17 protein-coding genes and 2 pseudogenes are annotated in these 26,968 nt (G+C 44.1%); 9 read left to right on the forward strand and 10 right to left on the reverse strand.

What is annotated here, in order from left to right; all coding sequences use genetic code 11:
• Positions 1-17: 17 nt before the first annotated feature.
• The gene (locus MHI33_RS10700) at positions 18-248 is read right to left on the reverse strand and encodes an excisionase family DNA-binding protein (protein WP_003212354.1); all 231 of its coding nucleotides are present in this window, start codon (positions 246-248) and stop codon (positions 18-20) included.
• 290 nt (positions 249-538) lie between these two features.
• On the opposite strand from MHI33_RS10700, the gene MHI33_RS10705 reads away from it, so the two are divergent.
• Positions 539-1,141 (forward strand): DedA family protein, encoded by a 603-nt coding sequence (locus MHI33_RS10705; RefSeq protein ID WP_003211157.1) that lies wholly within the window; start codon positions 539-541, stop codon positions 1,139-1,141.
• Between the two features lie 40 nt (positions 1,142-1,181).
• On the opposite strand, the gene MHI33_RS10710 is transcribed toward MHI33_RS10705, so the two are convergent.
• Positions 1,182-2,003: a uroporphyrinogen-III synthase gene (locus tag MHI33_RS10710; RefSeq protein WP_340911103.1), complete on the reverse strand. Its 822-nt coding sequence runs from the start codon at positions 2,001-2,003 to the stop codon at positions 1,182-1,184.
• 143 nt (positions 2,004-2,146) lie between these two features.
• Here MHI33_RS10710 and MHI33_RS10715 point away from each other — a divergent pair, with 143 nt between their 5' ends.
• Positions 2,147-2,767 (forward strand): acetate uptake transporter, encoded by a 621-nt coding sequence (locus MHI33_RS10715; protein ID WP_044141318.1) that lies wholly within the window; start codon positions 2,147-2,149, stop codon positions 2,765-2,767.
• 38 nt (positions 2,768-2,805) lie between these two features.
• Here MHI33_RS10715 and MHI33_RS10720 read toward each other — a convergent pair whose 3' ends face one another.
• A complete protein-coding gene (locus tag MHI33_RS10720; protein WP_340911106.1) occupies positions 2,806-3,825 on the reverse strand; it encodes an LLM class flavin-dependent oxidoreductase in 1,020 nt (339 codons plus the stop codon).
• Positions 3,826-3,999: 174 nt separating this feature from the next.
• Here MHI33_RS10720 and MHI33_RS22055 point away from each other — a divergent pair, with 174 nt between their 5' ends.
• The 3 genes and pseudogenes from MHI33_RS22055 to MHI33_RS22065 all read left to right on the forward strand — a co-directional run bounded on the left by MHI33_RS22055 (position 4,000) and on the right by MHI33_RS22065 (position 8,963).
• Positions 4,000-6,477 carry a beta strand repeat-containing protein gene (locus tag MHI33_RS22055; protein ID WP_445661777.1) on the forward strand — a complete coding sequence of 826 codons (2,478 nt, stop codon included), beginning with the start codon at positions 4,000-4,002 and terminating at the stop codon, positions 6,475-6,477.
• Between the two features lie 260 nt (positions 6,478-6,737).
• A pseudogene (locus MHI33_RS22060) lies at positions 6,738-7,695 on the forward strand (hypothetical protein); the annotation flags it as partial.
• 875 nt (positions 7,696-8,570) lie between these two features.
• Entirely contained in the window at positions 8,571-8,963 is a 393-nt protein-coding gene (locus tag MHI33_RS22065) for a BclA C-terminal domain-containing protein (RefSeq protein WP_278179452.1), read from the forward strand.
• 171 nt (positions 8,964-9,134) lie between these two features.
• On the opposite strand, the pseudogene MHI33_RS10730 reads toward MHI33_RS22065, so the two are convergent.
• From MHI33_RS10730 to MHI33_RS10745, 4 genes and pseudogenes are all read right to left on the reverse strand, one after another.
• Positions 9,135-9,697, reverse strand: a pseudogene (locus MHI33_RS10730) (CatB-related O-acetyltransferase).
• A gap of 64 nt (positions 9,698-9,761) precedes the next feature.
• Complete coding sequence (locus MHI33_RS10735; protein ID WP_065098161.1) at positions 9,762-11,129, reverse strand: MATE family efflux transporter; 1,368 nt, start codon at positions 11,127-11,129, stop codon at positions 9,762-9,764.
• A 19-nt stretch (positions 11,130-11,148) separates the two neighbouring features.
• A complete protein-coding gene (dacB, locus tag MHI33_RS10740) occupies positions 11,149-12,633 on the reverse strand; it encodes a D-alanyl-D-alanine carboxypeptidase/D-alanyl-D-alanine endopeptidase (RefSeq protein ID WP_340911110.1) in 1,485 nt (494 codons plus the stop codon).
• A gap of 127 nt (positions 12,634-12,760) precedes the next feature.
• The gene (locus MHI33_RS10745; RefSeq protein ID WP_113768460.1) at positions 12,761-13,741 is read right to left on the reverse strand and encodes a pectinesterase family protein; all 981 of its coding nucleotides are present in this window, start codon (positions 13,739-13,741) and stop codon (positions 12,761-12,763) included.
• A gap of 187 nt (positions 13,742-13,928) precedes the next feature.
• Here MHI33_RS10745 and MHI33_RS10750 point away from each other — a divergent pair.
• A protein-coding gene (locus MHI33_RS10750) for an IS3 family transposase (RefSeq protein ID WP_340909408.1) occupies positions 13,929-15,079 on the forward strand; the annotation gives its coding sequence in 2 pieces (ribosomal slippage) (positions 13,929-14,202 and positions 14,202-15,079; 1,152 coding nt in all).
• A gap of 43 nt (positions 15,080-15,122) precedes the next feature.
• Here the strand turns inward: MHI33_RS10750 and MHI33_RS10755 are convergent.
• From MHI33_RS10755 to gltB, 3 genes are all read right to left on the reverse strand, one after another.
• A complete protein-coding gene (locus MHI33_RS10755; RefSeq protein ID WP_044141266.1) occupies positions 15,123-15,818 on the reverse strand; it encodes a DUF421 domain-containing protein in 696 nt (231 codons plus the stop codon).
• A 348-nt stretch (positions 15,819-16,166) separates the two neighbouring features.
• A complete protein-coding gene (gene gltD, locus MHI33_RS10760; RefSeq protein ID WP_126741854.1) occupies positions 16,167-17,651 on the reverse strand; it encodes a glutamate synthase small subunit in 1,485 nt (494 codons plus the stop codon).
• Between the two features lie 16 nt (positions 17,652-17,667).
• Positions 17,668-22,239 (reverse strand): glutamate synthase large subunit, encoded by a 4,572-nt coding sequence (gene gltB, locus MHI33_RS10765; protein ID WP_044141268.1) that lies wholly within the window; start codon positions 22,237-22,239, stop codon positions 17,668-17,670.
• Positions 22,240-22,392: 153 nt separating this feature from the next.
• Here gltB and MHI33_RS10770 point away from each other — a divergent pair, with 153 nt between their 5' ends.
• The 3 genes from MHI33_RS10770 to MHI33_RS10780 all read left to right on the forward strand — a co-directional run bounded on the left by MHI33_RS10770 (position 22,393) and on the right by MHI33_RS10780 (position 26,949).
• Positions 22,393-23,295, forward strand: coding sequence for a LysR family transcriptional regulator (locus MHI33_RS10770; RefSeq protein ID WP_044141269.1), 903 nt, complete (start codon positions 22,393-22,395; stop codon positions 23,293-23,295).
• 94 nt (positions 23,296-23,389) lie between these two features.
• Positions 23,390-25,123, forward strand: coding sequence for an ABC transporter ATP-binding protein (locus MHI33_RS10775; RefSeq protein WP_003215709.1), 1,734 nt, complete (start codon positions 23,390-23,392; stop codon positions 25,121-25,123).
• Positions 25,120-26,949, forward strand: coding sequence for an ABC transporter ATP-binding protein (locus MHI33_RS10780; RefSeq protein WP_065098167.1), 1,830 nt, complete (start codon positions 25,120-25,122; stop codon positions 26,947-26,949). The genes MHI33_RS10775 and MHI33_RS10780 overlap by 4 nt, the downstream gene beginning before the upstream one ends.
• The last annotated feature ends 19 nt before the right edge of the window (positions 26,950-26,968 follow it).

Here is a 26,968-nt window from a genome sequence, read left to right on the forward strand (position 1 = left end):
ATTCACTTCCTTTGAATCTAATCTTCGTCCTTTACATCTATATCTTCAGGAATCGGTTCATTTAAAATCTCTTGGACGAGCTCCTTGTATTGTTCAAGCTGCTTCATATGCGTTTGAAACTGTCCTTGATAAATGAGATATGATTCTCCGTCAAATACAAAGCGGATCTTTTTTTGCTGAATTAATTTCTCAATATACGCCTCTGATACTTCTAAGTATTCAGCTGTTTCTTCGATTGTTAAATACATGTTTATGCACCACCCGTTCGTTTCATCTAACAAATTATATCATGATCTGTTGAAAAAAACGGAAGCCGCCTGTTCATATTTTCTTTCCTGATATCATGATAACAAGTGTTCAGCAAGTAGATCGTCTAGGTGCGAGCAAATATGGTATGATAAAGTTTGCTTGATGGGCGTTTTTCGGTTTGACCTTCAGAGAGGTAAGCGGAAAGCAGACTCATGAGAAAAGCAAAACAAGCATAGGCTTTTATAAGGATGCTTGAAGAAAATTCGTATTTAAAGGCAGAGTGAAATGAATGGGAACCTTGTTTAATGAAATTTTAACTTGGCTGACAAGCCTTGGTTATGTAGGTGTAGCACTAGGTCTGATGATTGAAATCATTCCGAGTGAAATTGTTCTTGCTTATGGCGGATATATGGTGTCGACAGGAACAATCGGTTTTGTTGGAGCTGTTATCGCTGGCGTCATCGGAGGTACGCTCGCACAGTGTTTTATATACTGGATCGGTCTTTATGGCGGAAGACCTTTTTTAACAAAGTACGGAAAATACTTATTCATCCATGAGCATCATATCGCCACTGCAGAGCGCTGGTTTGATCGATATGGCACCGGTGTAGTGTTTACAGCACGCTTTATTCCTGTTGTGCGCCATGCCATCTCCATTCCAGCGGGTATTGCCAAAATGCCTTTTTTGAAATTTGTTCTCTTGACGGGATTAGCTGCCATCCCTTGGTCTATCTTGTTTATTTATCTCGGCATGCAGCTCGGGACAAAATGGGATCACATTCAAAGTGTTGCTCACGCTTATACAACCCCTATTATGGCCATTGCGATCGGCCTGATCGTTCTCTATTTCGTCTTTAAAAAAATTCGTACGAACCGAAAAAGGACAATCTAATGAAACACGCCTTCCACTGATCTAGTGAAAGGCGTTTTTTCTATGAGTGTAAGGATTGTTTTTTCATATATTGGGATAATTCCATAATCATTGCACCCATTCTCTCAAGTGACGGGGCAAGAATCCGGTCAATTCCCTCTTCTTTTAAAGCTTCAGCTGTGACTTTTCCAACAGCTACTGCCAGTACGTGATGCTCAAATAGCGCTTGGAGTTCTTCTTTTTTTCCCCATTTTGCCGCTAGTGTGAAAAAGGCGTGCACCTGAACAGCGGTTGTAAAACAGACGGCGTGGACTTTTCCATCTTTCATTTCTTGAAGTAATGTTTCTGCAGCTTCTGGTTCAGGTGGTGTGTGCTGATAAGGTAAAAGCTGCAATACATCTGCCCCTTTGTCATGTAAAAACTTCATGAGAGCCGGAGCGTTTTCTCCGTGCAGCTGCACCATGACACGTTTGTCTTGAAACTCTTTGCCTTCAAGCTTTGAGATTAGGTCACGCACCGTTCCATCTTCATCAGACACGTCTGGCTGAATTCCGCGTTTTTTGAGTGCAGCATAGGTTTTGTATCCTCTTGAAGCAATCTGTGCATTTGATAGAATGTGCATAAATGCTTCCCCTAAATGAAGCTCTTCTGCACTCTCAATTAATGTATCAGTCCCGATACCCGTTGTTAAAATCACCCAATCGGCGCCTTTTTTCACAAAGGTTTCAATGCCTGGCTTTAACTCCTCTTTGGCTAAAAATACGGTTCCTTGAAGAGAACGAATAACGGCTTGTCCCCCTTGTTTTTCGACAAGTGTACGCATTTCTTCTGTTTTTCTCGTTCCACAAATGGCAATCGTTTTTCCAGCTAAGCCTTTACTCAATTTTATCCCTCTTTTTCTATCACATTTGATATGTATTAAATATAGATTTATTTGGAAGACGTTGCAAGTGTCTACTAAAAAAGAGCTTGACGTTTCGGTCTAATTCGAGTATCTTTTGTAAGTGCAAATTGTAGGAGGTCATTATGGAAAAACAGAATGTTCAAGCTTATCGATTATCAATTGCAGACCCAACACCACTTGGTTTGTTTGGTTTAGCAATGGTGACGCTCGTTGCGTCCTCACAAAAACTAGGAATTACAGATGGCACTTCCCTTATTTTACCTTGGGCTATCTTCCTTGGAGGCATCGCGCAGCTGATCGCGTCCATACAAGATTCAAAGCACCACAATATTTTTGGAGCCACTGCCTTTGGCGCATTCGGTCTTTTTTGGATGGGCGTTGGAACGACTTGGCTCATTCAAGCGGGCGTTTTTGGGAAAACGCTTGCGGGAGCAGCAGATCCAAAACAACTAGGTTTTGCGTTTATCGGGTATTTAATTTTCAGCTTGTTTATGACGATTGGTGCAATGGAAACACATAAAGTATTATTTTTGATTTTCGTCTTTATTGATTTCTTATTCCTTGGTCTTTCCCTAAGCTCATTTGGTGTGATGTACGACGTGACTCATACCATTGCCGGCATTGCAGAATTGATCATTTCCCTACTTTCATTTTATGGTTCAGCAGCAGTTGTGCTCAATACTCATTTTGGCCGTACTGTACTGCCAATTGGACAACCATTTCGTATTTTTACAAAAGCATAAGTAAAAAAAGAACTGCTTTGTGCAGTTCTTTTTTATGTTTATTTTTCTTGTGCTTCTTGGAAGATCTCGCCGATGATTTCATATGAACGCATTCTTTCTTGATGGTCAAACATATCCGAATTAATCATCACTTCGTCTGCTTGAGTGGTTTCAATAAAGGCTTCCAATTCTTTTTTCACCTTTTCTTTATCCCCGATCATTGTCGAACTTAATTGTTCATCCACCATCGCTTTTTCATATGGACTCCAAAGGCCGTCCATACTGTCGACAGGCGCTTTGAGTTTTCCTGGAGTATTTCGAATGAGACTCAAAAACCGCTGATAATGAGAGGTTGCCAAATATTCAGCCCGCTCTGTTTGATCTGCAGCAAAAGCTGTCACCCCCACCATGGCATAAGGCTCTTTTAACACATCAGAAGGTCTAAATGACTGTCTATACAACTCTAAAGCAGGAATTGTATTTTTAGGTGAAAAATGTGCCGCAAAGGCAAATGGCAATCCAAGTTCTCCTGCAAGTCTTGCGCTAAAACCGCTTGAACCAAGCAGCCAAATCGGGATGTTTAGACCCTCTCCCGGAACGGCTCTTACATGTTTTTTGACTTGTCCGGTTGGTTTAAAATATTGCCGAAGTTCTTCTAGCTGCTCAGGGAAATCTTCTCCATTATGAAGATTACGTCTAAGCGCCCTTGCCGTTAACTGATCTGTCCCTGGTGCTCTGCCAAGACCTAAATCAATTCTCCCCGGATATAATGTCTCAAGTGTCCCAAATTGTTCAGCAATGACAAGTGAAGAGTGGTTTGGCAGCATAATTCCGCCAGATCCTACTCGAATTTTTTCGGTTCCGCCAGCAATATACCCAATTAAAACGGACGTTGCAGAACTCGCAACACCTTCCATATTATGGTGTTCTGCCAGCCAGTATCTATGATAACCCCACTTCTCCGCCTTTTTTGCTAAATCCATACTATGTTCAAAAGATTCCTTAATGGTGCCGCCTTCTGTTACAGAGGATAAATTTAAAACGGAATAAGCTGTGCGCTGTAAAACTGATTGACTCATAAATGATGTCCCCATTTCTGTCAAAAATCATACTAGTTCCATACTTTCAACACCATAACATAAAATCATCAAACATTTAAATGATTTGATTCGATGATTTTCGAAATGATGATTTTCTAGGTTTTACTTCCAATTTAAAAATTTGCTCATAGAATGAAATATCAATTTTAGGAGATGGGCAATTTGTACAATCAATTCGATCACAAATGTCCCTTTTGCGGTAAATATCATGAACAGCCTCATTACAAAAGATCACGTCATGACCGTCCTCAAAAAAGAGACTGTCCATTTGTTAAACAAAAACACCCAAAACAAAGCGTTCCTCAAGTTAATCACCCTTGTCACATTGCAAAAGGAGAAAATGACCCAAGGCCAAGGCATACGATTGGAAGAAGAGGTCCAGCAGGCCCATCTGGTCCTACGGGTGCCACTGGTGCGACAGGCAGCACGGGACCAACAGGTCCTACTGGAACTACAGGTACCACTGGAGAAACCGGACCTACTGGAGCCACAGGTATTACTGGTGCAACTGGTATTACTGGCGCAACGGGTATCACTGGTGCGACAGGTATTACTGGCGCAACGGGTATTACTGGAGAAACCGGACCTACTGGAGCAACGGGTGTCACTGGAGCTACAGGTATTACTGGAACCACGGGTATCACTGGCGCAACCGGACCTACTGGTGCAACTGGTATTACTGGCGCAACGGGTATTACTGGTGCAACGGGTATTACTGGTGCAACGGGTATTACTGGCGCAACCGGTATCACTGGTGCAACGGGTATTACTGGCGCAACCGGTATCACTGGCGCAACTGGTATCACTGGCGCAACGGGTACCACTGGAGAAACCGGACCTACTGGACCGACAGGTATTACTGGAGCCACAGGTATTACTGGCGCAACGGGTACTACTGGTGCAACTGGTATTACTGGCGCAACGGGTACCACTGGAGAAACCGGACCTACTGGACCGACAGGTATTACTGGAGCCACAGGTATTACTGGCGCAACGGGTATTACTGGAGAAACCGGCCTTACTGGAGCCACGGGTGTCACTGGCGCAACGGGTATTACTGGAGAAACCGGCCTTACTGGAGCCACGGGTGTCACTGGAGCTACAGGTATCGCTGGTGCAACGGGTATTACTGGCGCAACGGGTATTACTGGTGCAACGGGTACCACTGGAGAAACCGGACCTACTGGACCGACAGGTATTACTGGAGCCACAGGTATTACTGGTGCAACGGGTATCACTGGTACAACGGGTATCACTGGTACAACGGGTATCACTGGCGCAACGGGTATTACTGGAGAAACCGGACCTACTGGAGCCACGGGTGTCACTGGAGCTACAGGTATCACTGGTGCAACGGGTATTACTGGAGAAACCGGACCTACTGGAGCCACAGGTATCACTGGCGCAACGGGTATTACTGGCGCAACCGGTATCACTGGAGCTACAGGTATTACTGGAGCCACAGGTATTACTGGCGCAACGGGTATTACTGGAGAAACCGGACCTACTGGAGCCACAGGTATTACTGGTGCAACGGGTATTACTGGAGAAACCGGCCTTACTGGAGCCACGGGTGTCACTGGCGCAACGGGTATTACTGGAGAAACCGGCCTTACTGGAGCCACGGGTGTCACTGGAGCTACAGGTATCGCTGGTGCAACGGGTATTACTGGCGCAACGGGTACCACTGGAGAAACCGGACCTACTGGACCGACAGGTATTACTGGAGCCACAGGTATTACTGGCGCAACGGGTACTACTGGTGCAACTGGTATTACTGGCGCAACGGGTATCACTGGAGCTACAGGTATCGCTGGTGCAACGGGTATTACTGGTGCAACGGGTACCACTGGAGAAACCGGACCTACTGGACCGACAGGTATTACTGGAGCCACAGGTATTACTGGCGCAACGGGTATTACTGGAGAAACCGGCCTTACTGGAGCCACGGGTGTCACTGGCGCAACGGGTATTACTGGCGCAACCGGCCTTACTGGAGCCACGGGTGTCACTGGAGCTACAGGTATCGCTGGTGCAACGGGTATTACTGGCGCAACGGGTATTACTGGTGCAACGGGTACCACTGGAGAAACCGGACCTACTGGACCGACAGGTATTACTGGAGCCACAGGTATTACTGGTGCAACGGGTATCACTGGTACAACGGGTATCACTGGCGCAACGGGTATTACTGGAGAAACCGGACCTACTGGAGCCACGGGTGTCACTGGAGCTACAGGTATCACTGGTGCAACGGGTATTACTGGAGAAACCGGACCTACTGGAGCCACAGGTATCACTGGCGCAACCGGTATCACTGGAGCTACAGGTATTACTGGAGCCACAGGTATTACTGGCGCAACGGGTATTACTGGAGAAACCGGACCTACTGGAGCCACAGGTATTACTGGTGCAACGGGTATTACTGGAGAAACCGGCCTTACTGGCCACGGGTGTCACTGGCGCAACGGGTATTACTGCAGAAACCGGCCTTACTGGAGCCACGGACTGGAGCTACAGGTATCACTGGTGCAACGGGTATTACTGGAGAAACCGGACCTACTGGAGCCGACAGGTATATCACTGGCGCAACGGGTATTACTGGCGCAACGGTATTACTGGAGCCGGTAACTGGTATTACCGGCGGCGCAACGGGTATTACTGGAGAAACCGGTATTACTGGAGCCACAGGTATTACTGGTGCAACGGGTATCACTGGTACTGGAGCCAACGGGTATCACTGGCGCAACGGGTATTACTGGAGAAACCGGACCTACTGGAGACAGGTATTACTGGAGCCACAGGTATTACTGGGCAACGTATCACAACGGATCACTGGCGCAACGGGTATTACTGGAGAAACACTGGAGCCACGGGTATGGAGCACTGGTATCACTGCAACGGGTATTACTGGAGAAACCGGACCTACTGGAGCCACAGGTATCACTGGCGCAACGGGTATTACTGGCGCAACCGGTATCACTGGAGCTACAGGTATGGAGCCACAGGTATTACTGGTGCAACGGGTATTACTGGAGAAACCGGACCTACTGGAGCCACAGGTATTACTGGTGCAACTGGTATTACTGGTGCGACAGGTATTACTGGCGCAACGGGTATCACTGGTGCGACAGGTATTACTGGCGCAACCGGACCTACTGGAGCCACAGGTATTACTGGTGCAACTGGTATTACTGGCGCAACGGGTATCACTGGTGCGACAGGTATTACTGGCGCAACGGGTATTACTGGAGAAACCGGACCTACTGGAGCAACGGGTGTCACTGGAGCTACAGGTATTACTGGAACCACGGGTATCACTGGCGCAACTGGTATTACTGGTGCTACAGGCAGCACGGGACCAACAGGTCCTACTGGTTCGACGGGTATCACTGGAGCTACAGGTATTACTGGCGCAACCGGTATTACTGGAGCTACAGGTATTACTGGAACCACGGGTATCACTGGCGCAACCGGACCTACTGGTGCAACTGGTATTACTGGCGCAACGGGTATTACTGGTGCAACTGGTATTACTGGCGCAACCGGTATCACTGGTGCAACGGGTATTACTGGCGCAACCGGTATCACTGGCGCAACTGGTATCACTGGCGCAACGGGTACCACTGGAGAAACCGGACTGGTATTACTGGAGCAACAGGTATTACTGGCGCAACGGGTATTACTGGTGCAACGGGTACCACTGGAGAAACCGGACCTACTGGACCGACAGGTATTACTGGAGCCACAGGTATTACTGGCGCAACGGGTATTACTGGAGAAACCGGCCTTACTGGAGCCACGGGTGTCACTGGCGCAACGGGTATTACTGGAGAAACCGGCCTTACTGGAGCCACGGGTGTCACTGGAGCTATATCGCTGGTGCAACTATTACTGGCGCAACGGGTATTACTGGTGCAACGGGTACCACTGGAGAAACCGGACCTATTACTGGAGCCACAGGTATTACTGGTGCAACGGGTATCACTGGTACAACGGGTATCACTGGCGCAACGGGTATTACTGGAGAAACCGGACCTACTGGAGCCACGGGTGTCACTGGAGCTACAGGTATCACTGGTGCAACGGGTATTACTGGAGAAACCGGACCTACTGGAGCCACAGGTATCACTGGCGCAACGGGTATTACTGGCGCAACCGGTATCACTGGAGCTACAGGTATTACTGGAGCCACAGGTATTACTGGCGCAACGGGTATTACTGGAGAAACCGGACCTACTGGAGCCACAGGTATTACTGGCGCAACGGGTATTACTGGAGAAACCGGACCTACTGGCGCAACGGGTGTCACTGGAGCTACAGGTATTACTGGAACCACGGGTATCACTGGCGCAACAGGTATCACTGGTGCAACTGGTATTACTGGCGCAACGGGTATTACTGGTGCGACAGGTATTACTGGCGCAACGGGTATTACTGGAGAAACCGGACCTACTGGAGCCACGGGTGTCACTGGAGCTACAGGTATTACTGGCGCAACAGGTATCACTGGCGCAACGGGTATTACTGGAGCTACAGGTATTACTGGCGCAACAGGTATTACTGGAGCCACAGGTATTACTGGCGCAACGGGTACTACTGGTGCAACTGGTATTACTGGCGCAACGGGTATTACTGGAGCTACAGGTATTACTGGCGCAACGGGTATCACTGGTGCAACTGGCCCTACGGGTGCAACAGGTACCAGTTTAACTGCTAATTCGATGTACGCGTCCAATACATCGGGAAGTACAGTACTAGTTGTATTAGGTGGAACGTCAGTTTCTTTACCCAATAATCAAAGTTTAGATGGATTTACAGTAGGTGGTGGAAATACGGTGTTTACTGTACCTGTCTCAGGTCGGTATTTCATCACGTATCAAGTCAATGCAAGTGCAGGACTTCTTGCTGGAACAAGGGTGATTAACAACGGTTCTGCCATTCCTGGATCTATTTTAACGCCCGCTTTATCTGCGTCTAGCTACAACGTATCTCTCATCACAACACTTGTAGCAGGTAACCAACTTTCTCTCCAAATATTCGGATTGATCGCAGCAGTTGTATTACTTGGCGGAGGATCGGTAGGAGCGGCATTAACCATCATACGATTGGAATAAATACAAAAAGCCCATCTCGGGCTTTTTCAGGACGTATACTACCTCTCGCATTCGCTGTCAGTCTTGCGCTTCGGTGCTCGTCCTTCTTAGTTTTCTATTACATTGAAAAGAAGACAAAGGGCTAAAATAAAGATCATTTCAGCCCTTTGTCAACAATCTGGAAAAGCTACTTTAGCCTTTCATTTTTATTTCTTCTATTGCGTTTATACAGGTTTCGATATCATTTGATTGTAAGAGCTGAAAAATGGACTGTATGCTTGAAAACTCTAGATTCCACCATTCCAATGATTGGAGTTTTTCAATTGTGTTAGAAGAAAAACGATATTTCATTAGCTTCTGAGGGTTTCCTGCGGCAATTGCATATGGCGGCACATCTTTTGTGATGACACTATTTGCACACCAATCACTGCCCCATTTCCTATACATACTCCTGACATAATCGTCGCGCCATACCCAATCCATACGTCGTGCCCTATGTGAACATCTCCCTTTGATTTGGGATGTCCTTTAATGTGAGAAGCTTCCTTGAAAATTTGATTAAACGGATACGTTGTGACCCAATCTGTACGGTGTTCACCGCCAAGGAAAATTTTGACTTCGTTTGCGATGGAACAAAACTTTCCGATGTTTAATGTCGTTCCTTCCCCCCACGTTAGCACTTGGAAATCTGGTCCGGCATAAGAAAAATCACCGATATTGTACAAGCTCAGTTCATTTCTTTGATTCAAATACATAGAAAATCATACCTCCTTAAAAGTGATAGATCTTCGTATGTATATGCTGCTTCACACTTTTACATTATGATTGCACTAGCGCTACAATCTGTTTTTTCTTCCATACGAGCTGATAGTAGCCGTATTGAAGGAGTAAGTTCACAAAGAAAGCCGCAGGATAGCCAATCCAGATGCCCTTGATGCCAAGGGTTGTGTAGTGCGATAGCACATAAGCGACTGGCACTTCTACAAGCCAAATCGAGCAAATACTAAAGATTGTTGGCCATAAAACTGTTCCGCTTGCTCTCATCGTGGCTGCAACAATTTGGGCTGTTCCAAAAATAAGATAGCTCCATAATGTAATGACGACTAAACTATAGGCAATGTCGATCGTCTTAGAATCTGTTAAAAAGATAGATAAAATCTGCGGTGCGAAGAGATAAACAATGATAATAATGAATCCGCCTATGGCAAAATTGAGCCCTAACCCGATTTTTATTACATCTTTCAATCGGTTGATATTCCCTGCGCCGATGAATTGTGCTGCAAAGATAGAGACCGCGATGCCAAGACTTACTGCCGGCATCTGCACATAGCTCACAACTTGATTGACAACACCATAGGCAGCAGTCGCCTGTGATCCATAATCATTGACAAAGGAAATAACAGCAATTTCTGATAAAGAAATAAGGATCATATTAATGCTCGATGGAATGCTGAGCTTTAATAACGTTTTTAGTAGATCCCCTTTCATTAAAAAATGCTTTCTAACCGATGCATCGATGCGAAGCGGGTGTTTTGTTTTATATAAGTAGATTTGTAGAATGATAAATGTCACAATTGTTGATATCACAGAAGCATACGCAGCGCCGTATAAACCAAATGCCGGCAGCCCTAGCCAGCCAAATAATAAAATGGGCAGCATTAAAATATTCGTTGCCGTACTAATCATTAAGAAATAAAAAGGCGTTTTTGAATCCCCTGTCCCTCGCAGGAAAGTCGTGTAAACAAAATAAAGAAATAAGATCGGCATTGAGATGAATAGAATTCTGGCATAAGCCGCACTTTCCTCCACGATATTCGCAGGTGTTCCCATGAGATTTAAGATATCTGTTGCAAAAAAACCTCCAATGATTGCTAAAGAAAGTCCGATCAAAAAAGTGAATGAAAGTGTTGTGCCAATAATTTCTTTTAATCTTTGTTCATTTTTTGCTCCATACGCTTGTCCAATAAGGATTGAACTCCCCGATCCAATTCCGATGGAAAAAGAAACGAGTAAAAAGAAAAGCGGAAAGAATGCAGAAATGGCAGCTACTGCATCCTCTCCAATCCATCTGCCGACAAGGACGATGGATACAAGTTGTCCGATTGATTGCAAAATATTGCTAAGCAAAAGCGGGACGAGAAAAATGGACATGGTTTTTACTAAAGATTGATTGTTATCTAACGTCATGATGGTTCTCCTTCTCTATCTAAAGATTCTCAGCTAAAATGCTGACAATGTGGTCTTCTATCTCTTTCCCTTTCTCGTCATCAACAAGATGATTTAATAAAATGGAAAAAGCGACCGTCTTTCCGCTCTTTGTGTCAATATATCCAGAAAGTGTACTGACCGTAGTTAATGAACCTGTTTTTGCACGAACTTTTTCTAGTGTAGCAGGTTCTTTTAATCTGTTCCTTAACATCCCTCCGACCATTCGGTCACTTGCCCCTGCTAACGGAAGCGCATGTTCATAGGTCTTAAACCATTTTTCCTGTTGAATGTTTGTCAAAAATAAAGTGAATTGGTTTGCAGAGACAAGATTAATAGGTGATATGCCTGATCCATCTCTTAACACAGTAAGTGATGGATCCATGCCAAAAACAGGAAGTCGTTCATTCATCACGTCCAGCCCATCTTCAAAACTTCCTTTGTTCTTCACCTGCTTGCCAAGCTCCTTTAGCAGAATTTCTGCATGAGTGTTGTTGCTTAATTTCATCATGGGAACAAGCAGCTCTGATAAAGGCATAGATGAATGGGAAGCGATTTTCTTAGCCTTTTTAGGAACGTGTTTTGTTTTGAGTGGTCCTTTCACCTGAATCCCTTCAGCTTTTAGCGCTCGTTTCATTAAGTCTAAAGCATAGGTCGTCGGCTCCCATAATGCTACCCATTGTCTAGATGAACTTGCTTTAAGTGGAATGGTTCCAGTCAATGTAATCTTGTTTGTGCCGTGAGAGCGCTTAAAAGAAATCTTCTTTTCCCCTCCTTCTGGCACGGTTTTTACTTGATTGATAACTTGAGGGACAGAAGTCTTCGGAATCATGTCATAGGTCGCTTTTTGCCCTGCTTTTTTGCCTGGCTTTACTTCGAGAATCACGGTTCCTGCATCATAATCTTGATTCGGCGAAGCTGTGAGAGCAGATATTTGTGCGCCGTAGTATTGATCCTCATCACTCCACGGCAGATCAATGGAATATCTCGTGTCATCAAACCAAGTGTCATCTGCCACAAGCTGCCCGCGAACTGTATGTATTCCAGCCTTTTTGACTTGTTTGGCAAGTTTTGCAAAATCCTCTTCTAATAAAGTCGGATCTCCAGTGCCGCGAAGATAAAGGTTGCCATGTAACGTTTTCTTTTGAATAGAACCATCTATCCAGATGTCTGTCGGGAATGTGTGTGTTTCTCCTAGTATATCAAGAGCGATGGCTGATGTGAGCAGTTTCATATTAGAAGCAGGAGTAAGACGAATATCGGCTTGATGTTCATAAAGAAGAGAGGAGTCAGAAGTATCGCGGACGCTAATGCCGGAGATCGCGCCCTCTAAATCAGGTACTGTTCGTATAAATTCATCTAAAGCTGTCACCCACGGCAGTGAGTCGTCACGAGCTGTAAGTTGATCATCTTTTGCCGAAAAAGGGAGAAATAAAATCGACAGGATGCATATTTGTAAAAACAAGATCTGTGAAAAACGCTTCACCCAATCCCTCCTTTTTTGTCGCAGCTAATTTTAGAAGAATATGTTCATTATACACAAAAGAACGTTTGTTCTCAAAGGTTTTTTAAACAGAAAAGTCAGCTTTCTTTGACGAAAACTGACAAGCTCTTTACCTTTTTTCTGGATTCCAGCCATCGGTTCCGCTAAGAACAGCTTGCACTGTGATTTGACTTGCTTCGTTTTTCGTTAAAATGCTGGACCATTTTACGCGGTTTGTCGAATTGCTTCCTGCCCCTGTCGATCCGTATTCTTTATATCTAGCTGTTCTTTCGTTATCACGGTTATCCCAGTTATGCCATCCATCTGCCTTTATATGATCATCCATTTTTGTATAGAGGAATGTCACAGCAGAATGAGGCCGCCACGGACGTCCTAAATAAACTGATTGAACAGCAGCCGTCCCCTTTTTGAGCGTAGAATCGATGAATACATATCCATACTTTTGAGCTTCTGTTGTGGATGCTGCAGTAATATACCCATTTCCAAGACTTTTTATTTCAGCTCTTTTAAACACGGCTGTAGCTGATCCAAAAATAAAATCGACCGTGCCTTCGATATAGCAGTTTTCATAATATTGCCGGCCTGTACCTGTAGCATAAAGCGTATCTTGATAGCCTAAGACCCGTATTTGTTTGAACGCAGCCCGGTCACCGGACACGTATAGTGCAACCGCCTGACCAGCATGTCTGCCGGCCGTATTTTGAAAGGTGATATTTTCTGCGTAAAAGTCGTTCGCACGAATCATTGTGCTTGAGCTATTTGTTGTGCTACCAGTACTTGCATTTGTATCATTATACGTCAGAATCGTCTTGTGTTGGTCTTCCCCGATAAAGGACACGTAAGGTTTATTTTGCGGAAGCAGGATTTTTTCTTTATACACACCATTTTTAATATAGATCGTTACGCGCTGTTGATTGTTCACTGGAATCTTATCAATGGCAGACTGAACGGTTCGAAACGAGCCATTTCCCTTTTGATCGACCACAAGGACGCGATTTGTTTGATTCTGATGTCCGGCTGCTTGAAGTGAAGCTGAGTTCAATATTAATAAAGACAAGACGACTACAAGCCATACCTTTCCATACTTCATCGTACATCTCCTCCTCTTTGTGAACGTTTTCATTCAAACATTCTTTTTGATCCTATTCATGATACGCACAAAAAAACACCCACTTATAGATGGGAACTGACCCCATAAGATGAGACAAATAAAAAACACCTTCAAGTTTGAAAATGGATCGTTGTGATCCGAAATAAAACATGGAGGTGTTTTTTCTATGGGGACAAGAGTGAGTTATCCGGTTGAAGTCAAACAGAAGGCTGTAGAAATGAGATTGGCAGGCGTACCTATGAAAGAGATCATGCAGAAATTGAATATCAAGAATAAGACGCAGGTTCAGACATGGGTGAGGTGGCATAAAGCTGGGGATACACACCGGTTCGAACAGCCTGTTGGAAAACAATATACCTACGGAAAGGGTCCCGAGTACTCTTCCGAATTAGAGAGACTGCAGGCAGAAAATCGCTATTTGAGTCAACAGAATGAAGTTTTAAAAAAGTACAACGAATTGGAAAGGAAGTTGATAAGGAAACGTCAATCAAACTGGTAGAAGAATTGTGCAAAACGATGACGGTACAGGACATCTGTGTCCATTTAGGCATCTTACGTACTTCGTATTATAGATGGAAAAAGGATCTGACTCAGAATCAATCTAAAAGACAACTAGAGAAACAGGTCGGCACGTTGTGCCGAAAGCACAAATATCGATATGGTTATCGAAAAATCACAGCCATACTAAAAAGGAGAATGCGTATTAACCATAAAACTGTTCAACGTATCATGCAGAAAAACCAGTGGCAATGCCGGGTTAAAATGAAAAAGCGTAAGAAGAATGGGCAGCCCTATGCCGTGGCCAGTAATATACTGGATCGGAACTTTCAGTCTGATCGCCCTCTTGAAAAACTAGTAACGGACATCACGTATTTGCCTTATGGACAGAAACAATTGTACCTTTCCAGTATATTGGATTTATATAATGGAGAAGTGATTGCTTTTACGATTGGTGATAAGCAGGACACAGACTTTATCTTAAACACACTTAATCAGCTCCCAGCACTGCCTGAGAATTGCGTGTTACATAGCGATCAAGGTTCTGTGTATACATCTTACGAGTATCAGAAAGCTGTTCATATAAAAGGCATTACCATGAGCATGTCCCGTAAAGGGACGCCCGCTGATAATGCCTCCATCGAATCGTTTCATTCCTCACTAAAGTCTGAAACGTTCTATCTTAACAGGATTGACCGCACTACGACCAGCATCGTAGAACGCACTGTCAAAGAATACATTTATTATTATAACAACATTCGTATTCAAACGAAACTAAACAACCAATCACCGATAAACTATCGGCAATTGGCTGTATAAAGGTGTTTTGATCCCTGTCTCAAAAACGGGGGTCAGTCCCATGTTATGGATGTTTTTTAGACTTTTCATATTTCATTGCATAAATCCCTTCATTTTCAATCCATTCACAAAATAGAACGTCTCGATAAGAAGAAATGTGCTGCTTTTTTAATTGCTCACTCAGCCATGTTTCATCGAAGCCAGCTTCTTGTAAATCTTTTTTTAAAATTTCACCATCAATAATAAACGTTCTAGGCAATTTGACTTCTTTTCCCTTCACGTTCACATCTTCTGCGGTGGCTGTTGCGTATTTCATTTTCGGAAGAACGCTCACCGATCCATCTGTTTCCAAAATGGCATATTCAATTTCATTCAAGGCAAAATGACCCTTCGCACGAATCAGTGTCTGCAGTTGATTGAGATCAAGCATATTTTTCTTCAAGCGATTGTAGTGAATCTTCCCTTGATCAATGACAAGTGTCGGTCTTCCTTCTAAAAAGGCTCGAATACCTTTAAAGCGCTGTGAAAACCATTCAACTGTATAGATGAGAATGCCCCATACCGCAACAGCAAACAAAATATGCTGAATCTTGACTTCTGGGTCAAAAATGGCGTTTCCGACCATTTCCCCTAAAATCAGCGCAGAAATAAAATCAAATGGCGTGATTTGTGCGAATTGTGTTTTTCCTAATAATTTTGTAATAGAAAATAAGGCGAAAAACCCGATAAACAGTTCAATCAAAATGTTAAAAAACGGCACAAGCTTACCTTCCTTTCTTACTGCATTTATCTACAGCATGTACATGAAAGGAAGGATCTAAACCGGTTATACAAAGGCAGTAAAATCAAAACGTCGTCTTCCTAACCAATATGTCACACGTTTTGACATACCCGTGATCTAGTGCTTGAACGTTACCTGATGAAAGATAGATTTTCCAATCAGCTCACCCTTCCTTCAGCCAGCAAGCTGCCTTTAGTTCGTTCTTTTAGCTGCATCTCCACTAGAGCGAAAAAAAGTGATGGTAAATCAAACCATATCTGAATCATAAAAAGCCATGATCACTATTGGATCATGGCTTTTCTATATCATAAACACCCTTTGTTTGACCTATTTTGGCAGAACCGAACTCCCCATTAAATAACGGTCTACCTCGTGCGCCACTTGTCTGCCTTCATTTATTGCCCAGACAATCAAGCTTTGCCCGCGTCTTGCATCTCCCGCTGCAAATACGCCTTCTACATTTGTTGTATACTCCCCATACTTTGCGTCAATGCGATTGTTTTTGCTGTCCACGCCAAAGTGTTTCACGAGTGGCTGTTCAGTTCCCTCAAAACCAATTGCAATAAAGACTAGCTGAGCCGGCCATACTTTTTCTGTCCCTGGAATCTCATGAAATTCAAACTTCCCATGTTCGTTTTTCACCTTTTCCATTTGAATCGTATGAAGCTCTTTTAATTTTCCATTTTTATCTGCCACAATTTTTGTGGTTTGAATGGAATATTGACGCGGATCTTCCCCGAATTTAGCTTGTGCTTCTTCATAAGCATAATCGAGTGAGAAGACGTAAGGCTGTTCAGGCCACATGTTATCCCCTACACGTGTATCCGGAAGCTTCGGATGCTTCCCGAACTGAACAACACTTTTTGCTTTTTGGCGAAGGGCAGTTGCAACGCAATCCGCACCTGTATCTCCTCCGCCAATGACAATCACGTCTCTTCCTTTTGCATCAATAAAGTTTTTGTCTTTAAATCCTGAATCCAGCATGCTTTTTGTTGCGAGGGTTAAATAATCCATCGCAAGGTGAATCCCTTTAGCTTCCCGGCCTTCAATCAACAGGTCACGCTGCTTTTGTGCACCTGTACACAGGATGACCGCATCAAACTGTTCTTTCAGTTCATCGGCAGTGACATCCACGCCGATTTCTGTGTTCGTTACAAAATCAATGCCTTCTTGTCTCAACAGTTTGACTCTTCGCTCCACTATTTCTTTGTCCAGTTTCATGTTTGGAATGCCGTATGTTAGCAGTCCGCCAAGGCGATCAGACCGTTCGAACACTGTGACGGCGTGACCTGCTTGGTTTAATTGATCAGCACTTGCAAGTCCTGCTGGTCCTGAGCCGACAATGGCAATTTTCCTGCCTGTACGGCTTGAAGGAATTCTCGGTGTGATCCATCCATTTTCAAAGCCTTTATCAATGATCGTGCGTTCGATATTTTTAATTGAAACAGCTGGATCATTGATGGCGACTGTACATGACCCTTCGCAAGGCGCTGGACATACTCTCCCAGTAAATTCAGGGAAATTATTTGTTTTTTGCAGTCTTTCGAGCGCTTCTTTCCATCTCCCGCGATACACAAGGTCGTTCCATTCTGGAATTAAATTGTAGATCGGGCAGCCTGACACGCCGCCTTTGATCTCCATCCCAATTTGACAAAATGGTGTGCCGCAATCCATACATCTAGCGCCCTGCTTCTTCAATACGTCATCTGTATAAGGGGCTGAATATTCTTTCCAGTCATTTTGACGAGTGAGAGGGTCACGTTCATTTGGCTTTTCTCTTTTATAATCCATAAAACCTGTTGCTTTGCCCATTGTCCTCTCCCCTTTCTTAATGAGCGAGGGCTGCTTTTTGCCCGTTTGCCGTTTCTTGATTTTTCGGTTTCGTGTTTGCTTCAAAGGCATACATGACCGCTTCCTCATGACTAAGGCCCGCTTGTTTTTGTTCTTCAATGCTTTGAAGCATCATTTTGTAATTTCTCGGAATGACCTTGATGAATTGATCCTTTTCTTGCGCCCAGTTTTCTAAAAGTGCCGAAGCTTTTGCGCTGTTTGTATAGTGAAGGTGCTCTTGAATCAGCTGTTTCACTTCTTGCTCTTCATCGTGATCTGTGAGTTTTTCAAACATGATCATTTCCATGTTGCACATTCTTTTGAACTGTTTCGCATCGGATGTATGGACATAAGCTACGCCGCCAGACATGCCTGCGCCAAAGTTTTTCCCGACGTCTCCTAAAATGACGACACGTCCGCCAGTCATATATTCACATCCATGATCACCGATTCCTTCAACAACCACCTGCACGCCTGAATTACGAACGGCAAAGCGCTCACCTGCACGCCCGTTAATAAAGGCTTTTCCGCTTGTCGCTCCGTAGAATGCGACGTTTCCGACAATCACATTTTCATGTCCATTTTGTACAAAGTGATCAGATGTTTTGACTGCAATTTTGCCTCCAGAGAGTCCTTTGCCGATATAGTCATTTGAATCACCTGTTAAATAGAGAGACATGCCCTTTGGCACAAAAGCACCGAAGCTTTGTCCTGCGGAACCAGTGAACCTTAGTGTGATCGTATCCTCTGGCAAGCCTTCTTCCCCGTAGCGCTTAGACACTTCACTTCCAGTAATGGTTCCGGCCACACGGTTGATATTGCGAATATTCAATGATAGATCAACCGGCGTTTGATGATTCAGCGCTTCCTGTACATAAGGGAGGATTTCATTCATATCCAGTGATTCATCAATTTTATGATTTTGCGGTGTTCTGAATGTACGAGCTCCTTCTGGCTGATAAAGCAGTGTTTCAAGGTCTAGCTGGCCTGCTTTCCAGTGAGCTTTTGCTCGTTCGCTAACTCCTAGAACATCCGTGCGTCCAATTAATTCATCCATTGATGTAAAGCCAAGTTCCGCTAAGATTTCTCTTACTTCCTCAGCAATAAACATCATGAAATTCACAATGTGGTCAGGATTCCCCATGAATTTTTTGCGAAGCTCTGGATTCTGTGTAGCAACGCCGACTGGGCAAGTATCTAAATGACATGCTCTCATCATCACACAGCCCAATACGACAAGTGGAGCTGTCGCAAAGCCGTATTCTTCTGCTCCTAAAATCGCAGCCATGACCACGTCGCGGCCAGTCATTAACTTTCCGTCCGTTTCAAGAACGACTCTTTCGCGAAGGCCGTTTAACACAAGGGTTTGATGCGCCTCTGCCAAACCGAGTTCCCAAGGAAGTCCTGTGTGTTTAATACTCGTTTTCGGCGAAGCTCCTGTACCGCCGTCGTATCCACTGATGACAATGACATCCGCCGTCCCTTTTGCAACACCTGCTGCAATCGTACCAACACCTGCTTTAGACACAAGCTTGACACTGATGCGGGCATCACGGTTCGCGTTTTTCAAATCATGGATCAGCTGCGCTAAATCCTCGATGGAATAAATATCATGATGCGGCGGTGGTGAAATCAATCCGACGCCTGGTGTAGATCCGCGTACATCGGCGACCCAAGGGTATACTTTATTTCCTGGCAGCTGTCCGCCTTCTCCCGGCTTTGCCCCTTGTGCCATTTTAATTTGCAGTTCATCTGCATTGACTAAATAATGACTCTTTACGCCAAAGCGTCCAGAAGCAATTTGTTTAATCGCACTTCTGCGATCATCGCCGCGCTCATCAACTGTAAAGCGAGCAGGATCTTCTCCGCCTTCTCCGCTGTTACTTTTACCGCCAATTCGGTTCATGGCAATGGCAAGTGCTTCGTGCGCTTCTTTACTTAAAGATCCAAATGACATGGCGCCTGTCTTGAATCGGCGCACGATGGATTCAGCAGATTCAACGTCTTCCAAACGAACTGGTTTTTGTTTTGGCTGGAAAGCAAATAAATTTCGAAGGAAGCCGATTCTTTCTTCGTCCGCTGCCTTTGTATATTGCTTAAATAGATCGTAATCTTCATTGCGGCATGCCCACTGAAGCGTATGGATCGTTTTTGGATTAAAGGCATGGTGCTCACCATTTTTTCTCCACTGGAAGTCACTTCCTGATTCGAGTGTTTGGTCAGTCGCTGCCTGATACCCTGCTTCATGACGAAGTTTTGCTTCATGTGCAATGGTCTCAAGGTCAATCCCGCCAAGCTGAGAAGCTGTTCCCGTGAAATACGCCTGAATGACGTCTTCACTAATGCCGACGGCTTCAAAGATTTGCGCTCCTCTGTAGCTTTGCACAGTGGAGATTCCCACTTTAGACATGACTTTGACGACACCTTCGGTTACGCTTTTACCAAACTTTGTGACTGCTTCATCAAAGCTGAAAGAGATCGCTTCTTCTGCAATCAACTGTTTGTACGTTTCATAGACAAGGTAAGGATGGATCGCATCTGCTCCATAGCCAATCAGTGCGGCAAAATGATGAACCTCTCTGACTTCTCCAGATTCAACGATCAGACTCACCTTTGTCCGTAAGCCTTGACGCACAAGATGCTGATGCAGTGCACTTAGCGCCAGAAGTGGTGGAATCGGCACTTTTTCTTCCGTCATTTCACGATCGGAAAGAATTAATAAAGATACACCTTCACGGATCGCTTTTTCCGCCTCTTCAAACATCGCATCCAGCCCGCGCTTTAAATCATCGGTGAAAAGAGTATGAATCGTTTTGCTTTTAAAGGCATTATGAACAATTGTTCTCAAACCGTTAAACTGTCCGCTTGTTAAGACGGGTGTATACAGTTTAATTCGTCGGCATGAATATTCATTCGGATGTAAAATATCTCCTTCAGCACCTAACCACGTCATCGTAGATGTCACAAGCTGCTCACGAATGGCGTCAATCGGCGGGTTCGTCACTTGTGCAAACAGCTGCTTGAAGTAAGAAAACAGAGACTGCGCACGATCTGATAACACAGCAAGCGGAGTGTCGCTTCCCATTGAACCGATTGGGTCCTTGCCTTCTTCTAGTAAAGGAATTAAATACTTTTGAATGTCCTCGTACGTATAATGGAAGGCACGCTGGCGCGTCAATAAATCATCCATTATACTAGAATTTTCTGAATTTTCTTCCGAGCGATTGACGTGCACCATTTCTTCATCAAGCCATTTTTGATAAGGAAGTTCATTGGCAATCGTCGATTTCACTTCTTCGTCAGAAATAATTCGCCCTTCTTCTAAATCAATTAAGAGCATTTTACCTGGCTCAAGACGATCTTTATACTTCACATCCTCTTCATTTGTGTCGATCACACCGACCTCAGAAGAGAAAATGATATGATCATCATTTGTGACATAGTATCTTGCCGGTCTTAATCCGTTTCGGTCTAAGATGGCTCCGATTTGTTTACCATCAGTAAAGGAAATAGCTGTTGGCCCATCCCACGGTTCCATGAGAGAACTATGGTATTCATAAAATGCCCGTTTTTCTTTCGACATGTGCGTGTTTTCAGTCCATGGCTCTGGAATCAGCATCATGGCTGTATGAGCAGGTGTACGGCCTGCAAGCACAAAGAATTCAAAGGCATTGTCTAGAATGGATGAATCACTTCCGTCTGCATTCAGCACTGGCAAAATCTTGTCTAAATCGTCTCCGAAAGCTTCAGATACGAATTGTTGTTCTCTTGCTCTCATCCAATTGATGTTTCCTCTTAATGTGTTAATTTCACCGTTGTGAATCAAATAGCGGTTTGGATGGGCTCTTTCCCATGTAGGAAATGTATTTGTACTAAATCGTGAATGAACAAGTGAAAATGCAGAAACAAATGTTTCATCCTGAAGATCAAGATAAAAAGCATCGACTTGATCTGATGTTAAAAGCCCCTTGTATACAATGGTTTGACTCGACAGGCTGACAAAGTAAAATTGTTTTTCCTCTGCTGTCCCCCAGTTCTCAGCCTGTTTACGAATGACATATAATTTTCTTTCAAATGACAAACGATCTGTGATCTTGTCATTTGCCCCGATAAAGACTTGCCTCACAACCGGACAGCTCTTCGCTGCGACAGTACCAATTTTCCCTGCATCAATAGGAACTGTTCTCCAGCCAATTAATGTTTGACCTTCTTGTTTAATGAACTCGTTGATTTTTTGCTCGATGGCTTGGCGCGTTTTCTCGTCATCCTCTTTTGAAAAGAAGACCATTCCTACCCCGTAACGGCCCTTTTCAGGAAGTGCAAAGTCTTTGCAGCTTTTTCTAAAGAAAGCGTCTGGTAGTTGTACCATTAAGCCGGCACCATCACCTGTATACGGATCACTGCCTTGCCCGCCGCGGTGATCAAGCTGGCACAGCATTTGTAATCCCTTTTTGACGATGCTGTGTGTCGCTTCCCCTTTTAAATGAGCGTACAGTCCGATCCCACATGCATCATGTTCAAATTCAGGACGGTAGAGACCTTGTGGTTGTGGTAGTTGATTATAAGTCATCGTTTCTCTCCCCCGTTTAAAAGATCCGTTTTTTCACAGTTATAAAATCTCACAAACTCTGTAACTTATTTTAAGTTTTCAAATTAATATAAACAATATATAATTTAGATGAAAACAATCTCTTTTTGAGATAGATGGGTGTGAAGTGTAAAAATGGAGCTTCGTCAGTTGCGTTATTTTGTAGAAGTCGCAGACCGTGAACACGTGTCAGAAGCGGCTGAAAACTTACATGTTGCCCAATCTGCGATCAGCCGGCAGATTGCGAATTTAGAAGAAGAACTTGGAGTGGCCTTATTCGAACGAGAAGGACGAAATATCAAATTAACGAAGATCGGCAGACAATTTTTAGATCATGTCAGAACGGCACTAAAAGCCATTGATTATGCGAAAGAGCAAATTGATGAATATTTAGATCCGCACAAAGGAACCGTCAATATCGGCTTTCCTACTAGCCTAGCAAGCCAAGTGCTACCTTCTGTTATTTCCGCCTTTAAGCAGGAATACCCAGAGGTCGATTTTTTACTTCGTCAAGGATCCTATAAATTTCTCATTGAAGCTGTAAAAAATCGAGATATTGATCTCGCCTTTTTAGGACCTGTACCGACAAACGATCCTCAAATAGAAGGAAATATTTTGTTTTCAGAAAGCATTTATGCCTTGCTGCCTGTCAGTCACCCCTTTAGCGGACAAAGGAGTATTCATTTAAGTGATTTAAGAAAAGATCATTTCGTGTTATTTCCAGAAGGTTATGTGCTGAGACAAATTGCGGTTGATGCTTGTAAGCAGGCAGGCTATGAGCCAACCATTTCATCTGAAGGAGAAGATTTAGACGCCATTAAAGGTCTCGTATCAGCGGGTATGGGCGTTACCTTATTACCCGAAAGTGCCTTTTATGAAACCACACCGCGCTTTACAGCGAAGATTCCGATCGATTTTCCGCAAGTGAGAAGAACTGTTGGAATTATTGCTTCTAAATCACGAGAAATGTCACCTTCTGCTCATGATTTTTATGTGTTCGTGAAGGATTTCTTTTCTAAAATTGAACAATATAAATAATTCATTAAAACAAGACATTTCATTTGTGGAAATAATCCCTCTTTGTATATGATGGGTTACAGAACAACACACTATATGGAAGAAAGGTATTCGTATGAAATCAATTTTATCGTTTTTAAAGCCGTATCGGCTATCCGTTGTGTCCATTGTGATCCTCACCTTTTTAAGCAGTATGCTCCAGCTGTATTTACCGACGCTTACGGCAGATATCGTCGATGTCGGGATCGTCCAAGGAGATATTGCTTACATATGGAAGGTTGGCGGCTGGATGGTGGCTTGTTCTTTACTTGCCATCTTACTCACGATCTGGAAGTCTTACTTGTCATCAAAGACTGCACTTGGCTTCGGGCGTGATATGAGAAGACAGCTGTTTGTGCATGTCGAACAATTTTCACTAGAAGAATTTCAAAGGATCGGGACGTCTTCCTTTATTACAAGATCAACAAATGATGTGAAACAAGTCCAAGATGTCACGATCATGATCTTACAAATGATGACGAGAGCACCACTCATGCTTGTGGGCGGAATTATTTTGGCTGTATCCCGAGATGCTGTCCTGTCTCTCATCTTTCTAGCTGCTCTTCCCCTTCTTGGCGGATTTATCTACTTGGTGTCGAGAAAAGCCATTCCTTTATTCGGTCAGCTTCAGAAAAAAACAGATCGGCTGAATTTAATTATGCGAGAATCTCTTTCAGGCATCCGGGTCATTCGTGCTTTTAACCGTGTAGATGATGAAAAGGAGCGTTTTCAAGAAGCCAACACATCCTACAAGGATACTGGTCTGAGAGTCAACCGTTTAATGGCTTACTTGTTTCCATTTATGCTCATCATCATGAACTTCACAAATATCGGCATTGTCTGGCTAGGTGCAAACCGAATTGATGCCGGAGAGATGGAAGTAGGGAATCTTATTGCCTTTATCCAATATGCGATGATGATTTTAATGGCACTGATTATGCTGTCGATGAGTTTTATTATGGTCCCAAGAGCACAAGCATCAGCTAAACGGATGAATGAAGTGTTAAACATGGAACCGAAAATTCAAGACAATAAAGGAACGGTTACTGACCTGCACGCGCCCGCACAATCCATTCGCTTTGAGGATGTGTCATTTTATTACTCAAATGCTGAAAAGCCGGCAGTTCAAAACATTTCGTTTGAAGCCAAAACTGGCGAAACGACAGCTATTATCGGAAGTACAGGTTCAGGGAAAACCACTCTTCTCCAGCTAATGACGCGCTTCTATGAAGCAACTGAAGGCCGGATTACACTAGATGGTGTAGACATTAGAAAGCTGCCTCAGGAGAAACTAAGAGGGCAGATGGGCTACGTTTCTCAAAAAGCGGTTTTATTTAGTGGAACCATTGCCGATAATGTACGCTTCGGCAGGCAGAATGCAAGCGATGAAGACGTCTGGCAGGCGCTGCGCACGGCGCAGGCAGAAGAATTTGTTTTGCAAAAAGATGGCGGAATCAATGCGGAAATTGACCAGGGCGGATCGAATCTATCTGGCGGTCAAAAGCAGCGTCTTTCTATTGCAAGAGCGCTAGTGAGAAAGCCGTCATTCTATCTGTTTGACGATAGTTTCTCAGCACTTGATTACAAAACAGATGCGAAGCTTCGGGCATCATTAGAAGCGGAAAAAGCGCATGCAGCCCTCATCATTGTGGCGCAAAGAATCAGCACAGTGAAGCATAGTGATAAAATCATCGTACTAGATGATGGGAAAATCGCAGGTATCGGAACACATGAACAATTACTGAAGGACAACCTTGTCTATCAAGAGATTGTTGCATCACAGGAAGGTCAGGAGGTGGAGCGAGGATGAGTAAAAAAATGTCTTCCGGCATGGGCCATAAAGGCGGCCACCCTAGAGGACCTGTCGCAAAACCAAAGGAATTTAAGAAAACACTGCTTCGTTTGATTGGCTATTTAAAACCAAGAAAGATTCAATTGATCATTGTCTTCATTGCAGCAGTCGGTTCAACCGTCTTTAACGTCATTAGTCCAAAGCTGCTAGGGGATGCCACCTCTTCCCTGTTTGACAGCTTTACACAAGGAACAGCTGTACAATTTGATGTCATTTCACGAATCTTATTGCTGCTTGTCGTGCTATACGTCGTTGCTGCCCTCTTTTCATTCGTACAGCAATATGTCATGGCGGGTGTCTCCCAACAGACCATTGCTGAATTACGGCAAGAAGCAAATGACAAGCTCACACGTCTCCCCCTTCGGTATTTTGATAAAACAACCCACGGGGACACGCTGAGCCGTGTAATGAATGATATCGATAATATTAATACTTCGCTTCAGCAGGCACTCACCCAAGTGATTACATCTGTCATTACGGTCATTGGGATTGTCGTCATGATGCTATTGATTAGTCCGCTGTTGACCTTGCTTGTTTGTTTAACACTGCCGCTCAGCCTGTTTGCGATTCGCGGCATTACGTCATTTTCTCAAAAGCATTTTAAAGCGCAGCAAAAAGAGCTGGGGATGATCAATGGACATATTAATGAAATGTTCACAGGGCATCAAACGGTTCGTGCGTATGGCTACGAAAAGAAAGCGATCGATACATTTGATCAATTAAACGAACAGCTGTATGAATCATCGAGGAAAGCGCAGTTCATATCCGGTTTAATGATGCCATTGATGACGTTTATCGGGAACCTTGGCTATGTAGCAGTCAGTGTAGCCGGCGGTATTCTTGTGATTAACGGGAATATTCGTGTCGGAGATGTGCAGGCGTTTATCCAATACACGCAGCAAATGTCTCAACCGCTCGTGCAAGCATCAAGCGTCGCCAACTTGGTTCAATCAGCGATTGCTTCTGCTGAAAGGGTGTTTGAAATCCTGGATGAGAAAGAAGAAAGTCCCGAGGAAGATGCAGCAATTGATCTTGAATCACTTTCAGGTGATGTGAGCTTTGAACAAGTTCAATTCGGATATGAAAAAGACCATCCAATTATTAAAGATTTGACTTTAGATGTCAAAGAAGGTCAAACGGTTGCGATTGTCGGGCCAACAGGCGCTGGAAAAACAACCATCATCAATCTTTTAATGCGTTTCTATGAATTAGATCAAGGCTCGATCCGTATCGGCGGCGTCAAAACAACTGATCTCAGCCGTCAGCAAGTACGCGACTTATTTGCAATGGTTCTTCAGGATACGTGGCTTTTTGAAGGGACGATTCATGATAATATTGCCTATGGCAGGCAGAACGTCTCAAAAGAGGATGTCATCAAAGCCGCCAAACATGCTTATGCTGATGACTTCATCCGCACGCTTCCAGACGGATATGACACACTCTTAACAGAAGATGCCGGCAATCTATCCCAAGGTCAGCGCCAGCTGTTAACCATCGCCCGTGCGATTTTATCTGATCCAAAAATCTTAATATTAGATGAAGCGACGAGCAGTGTGGATACACGGACAGAGATGCACATTCAAAAAGCGATGAATGAATTGATGAAAGGCCGAACGAGCTTCGTCATTGCACACAGACTGTCGACGATTAAGGATGCCGACCTTATTCTAGTCATGAAAGATGGCACCATCATTGAAAAAGGAACGCACAGAGAACTCTTAAAACAAAATGGTTTCTATGCAGACTTATATATGAGCCAATTTACGGAGAATCAAGTCGGTTAAATATAAAAAAGGATAGACA

Origin of the sequence: Bacillus sp. FSL K6-2971 (genome assembly GCF_038006405.1) — a bacterium.
GTDB lineage: Bacteria > Bacillota > Bacilli > Bacillales > Bacillaceae > Bacillus > Bacillus pumilus.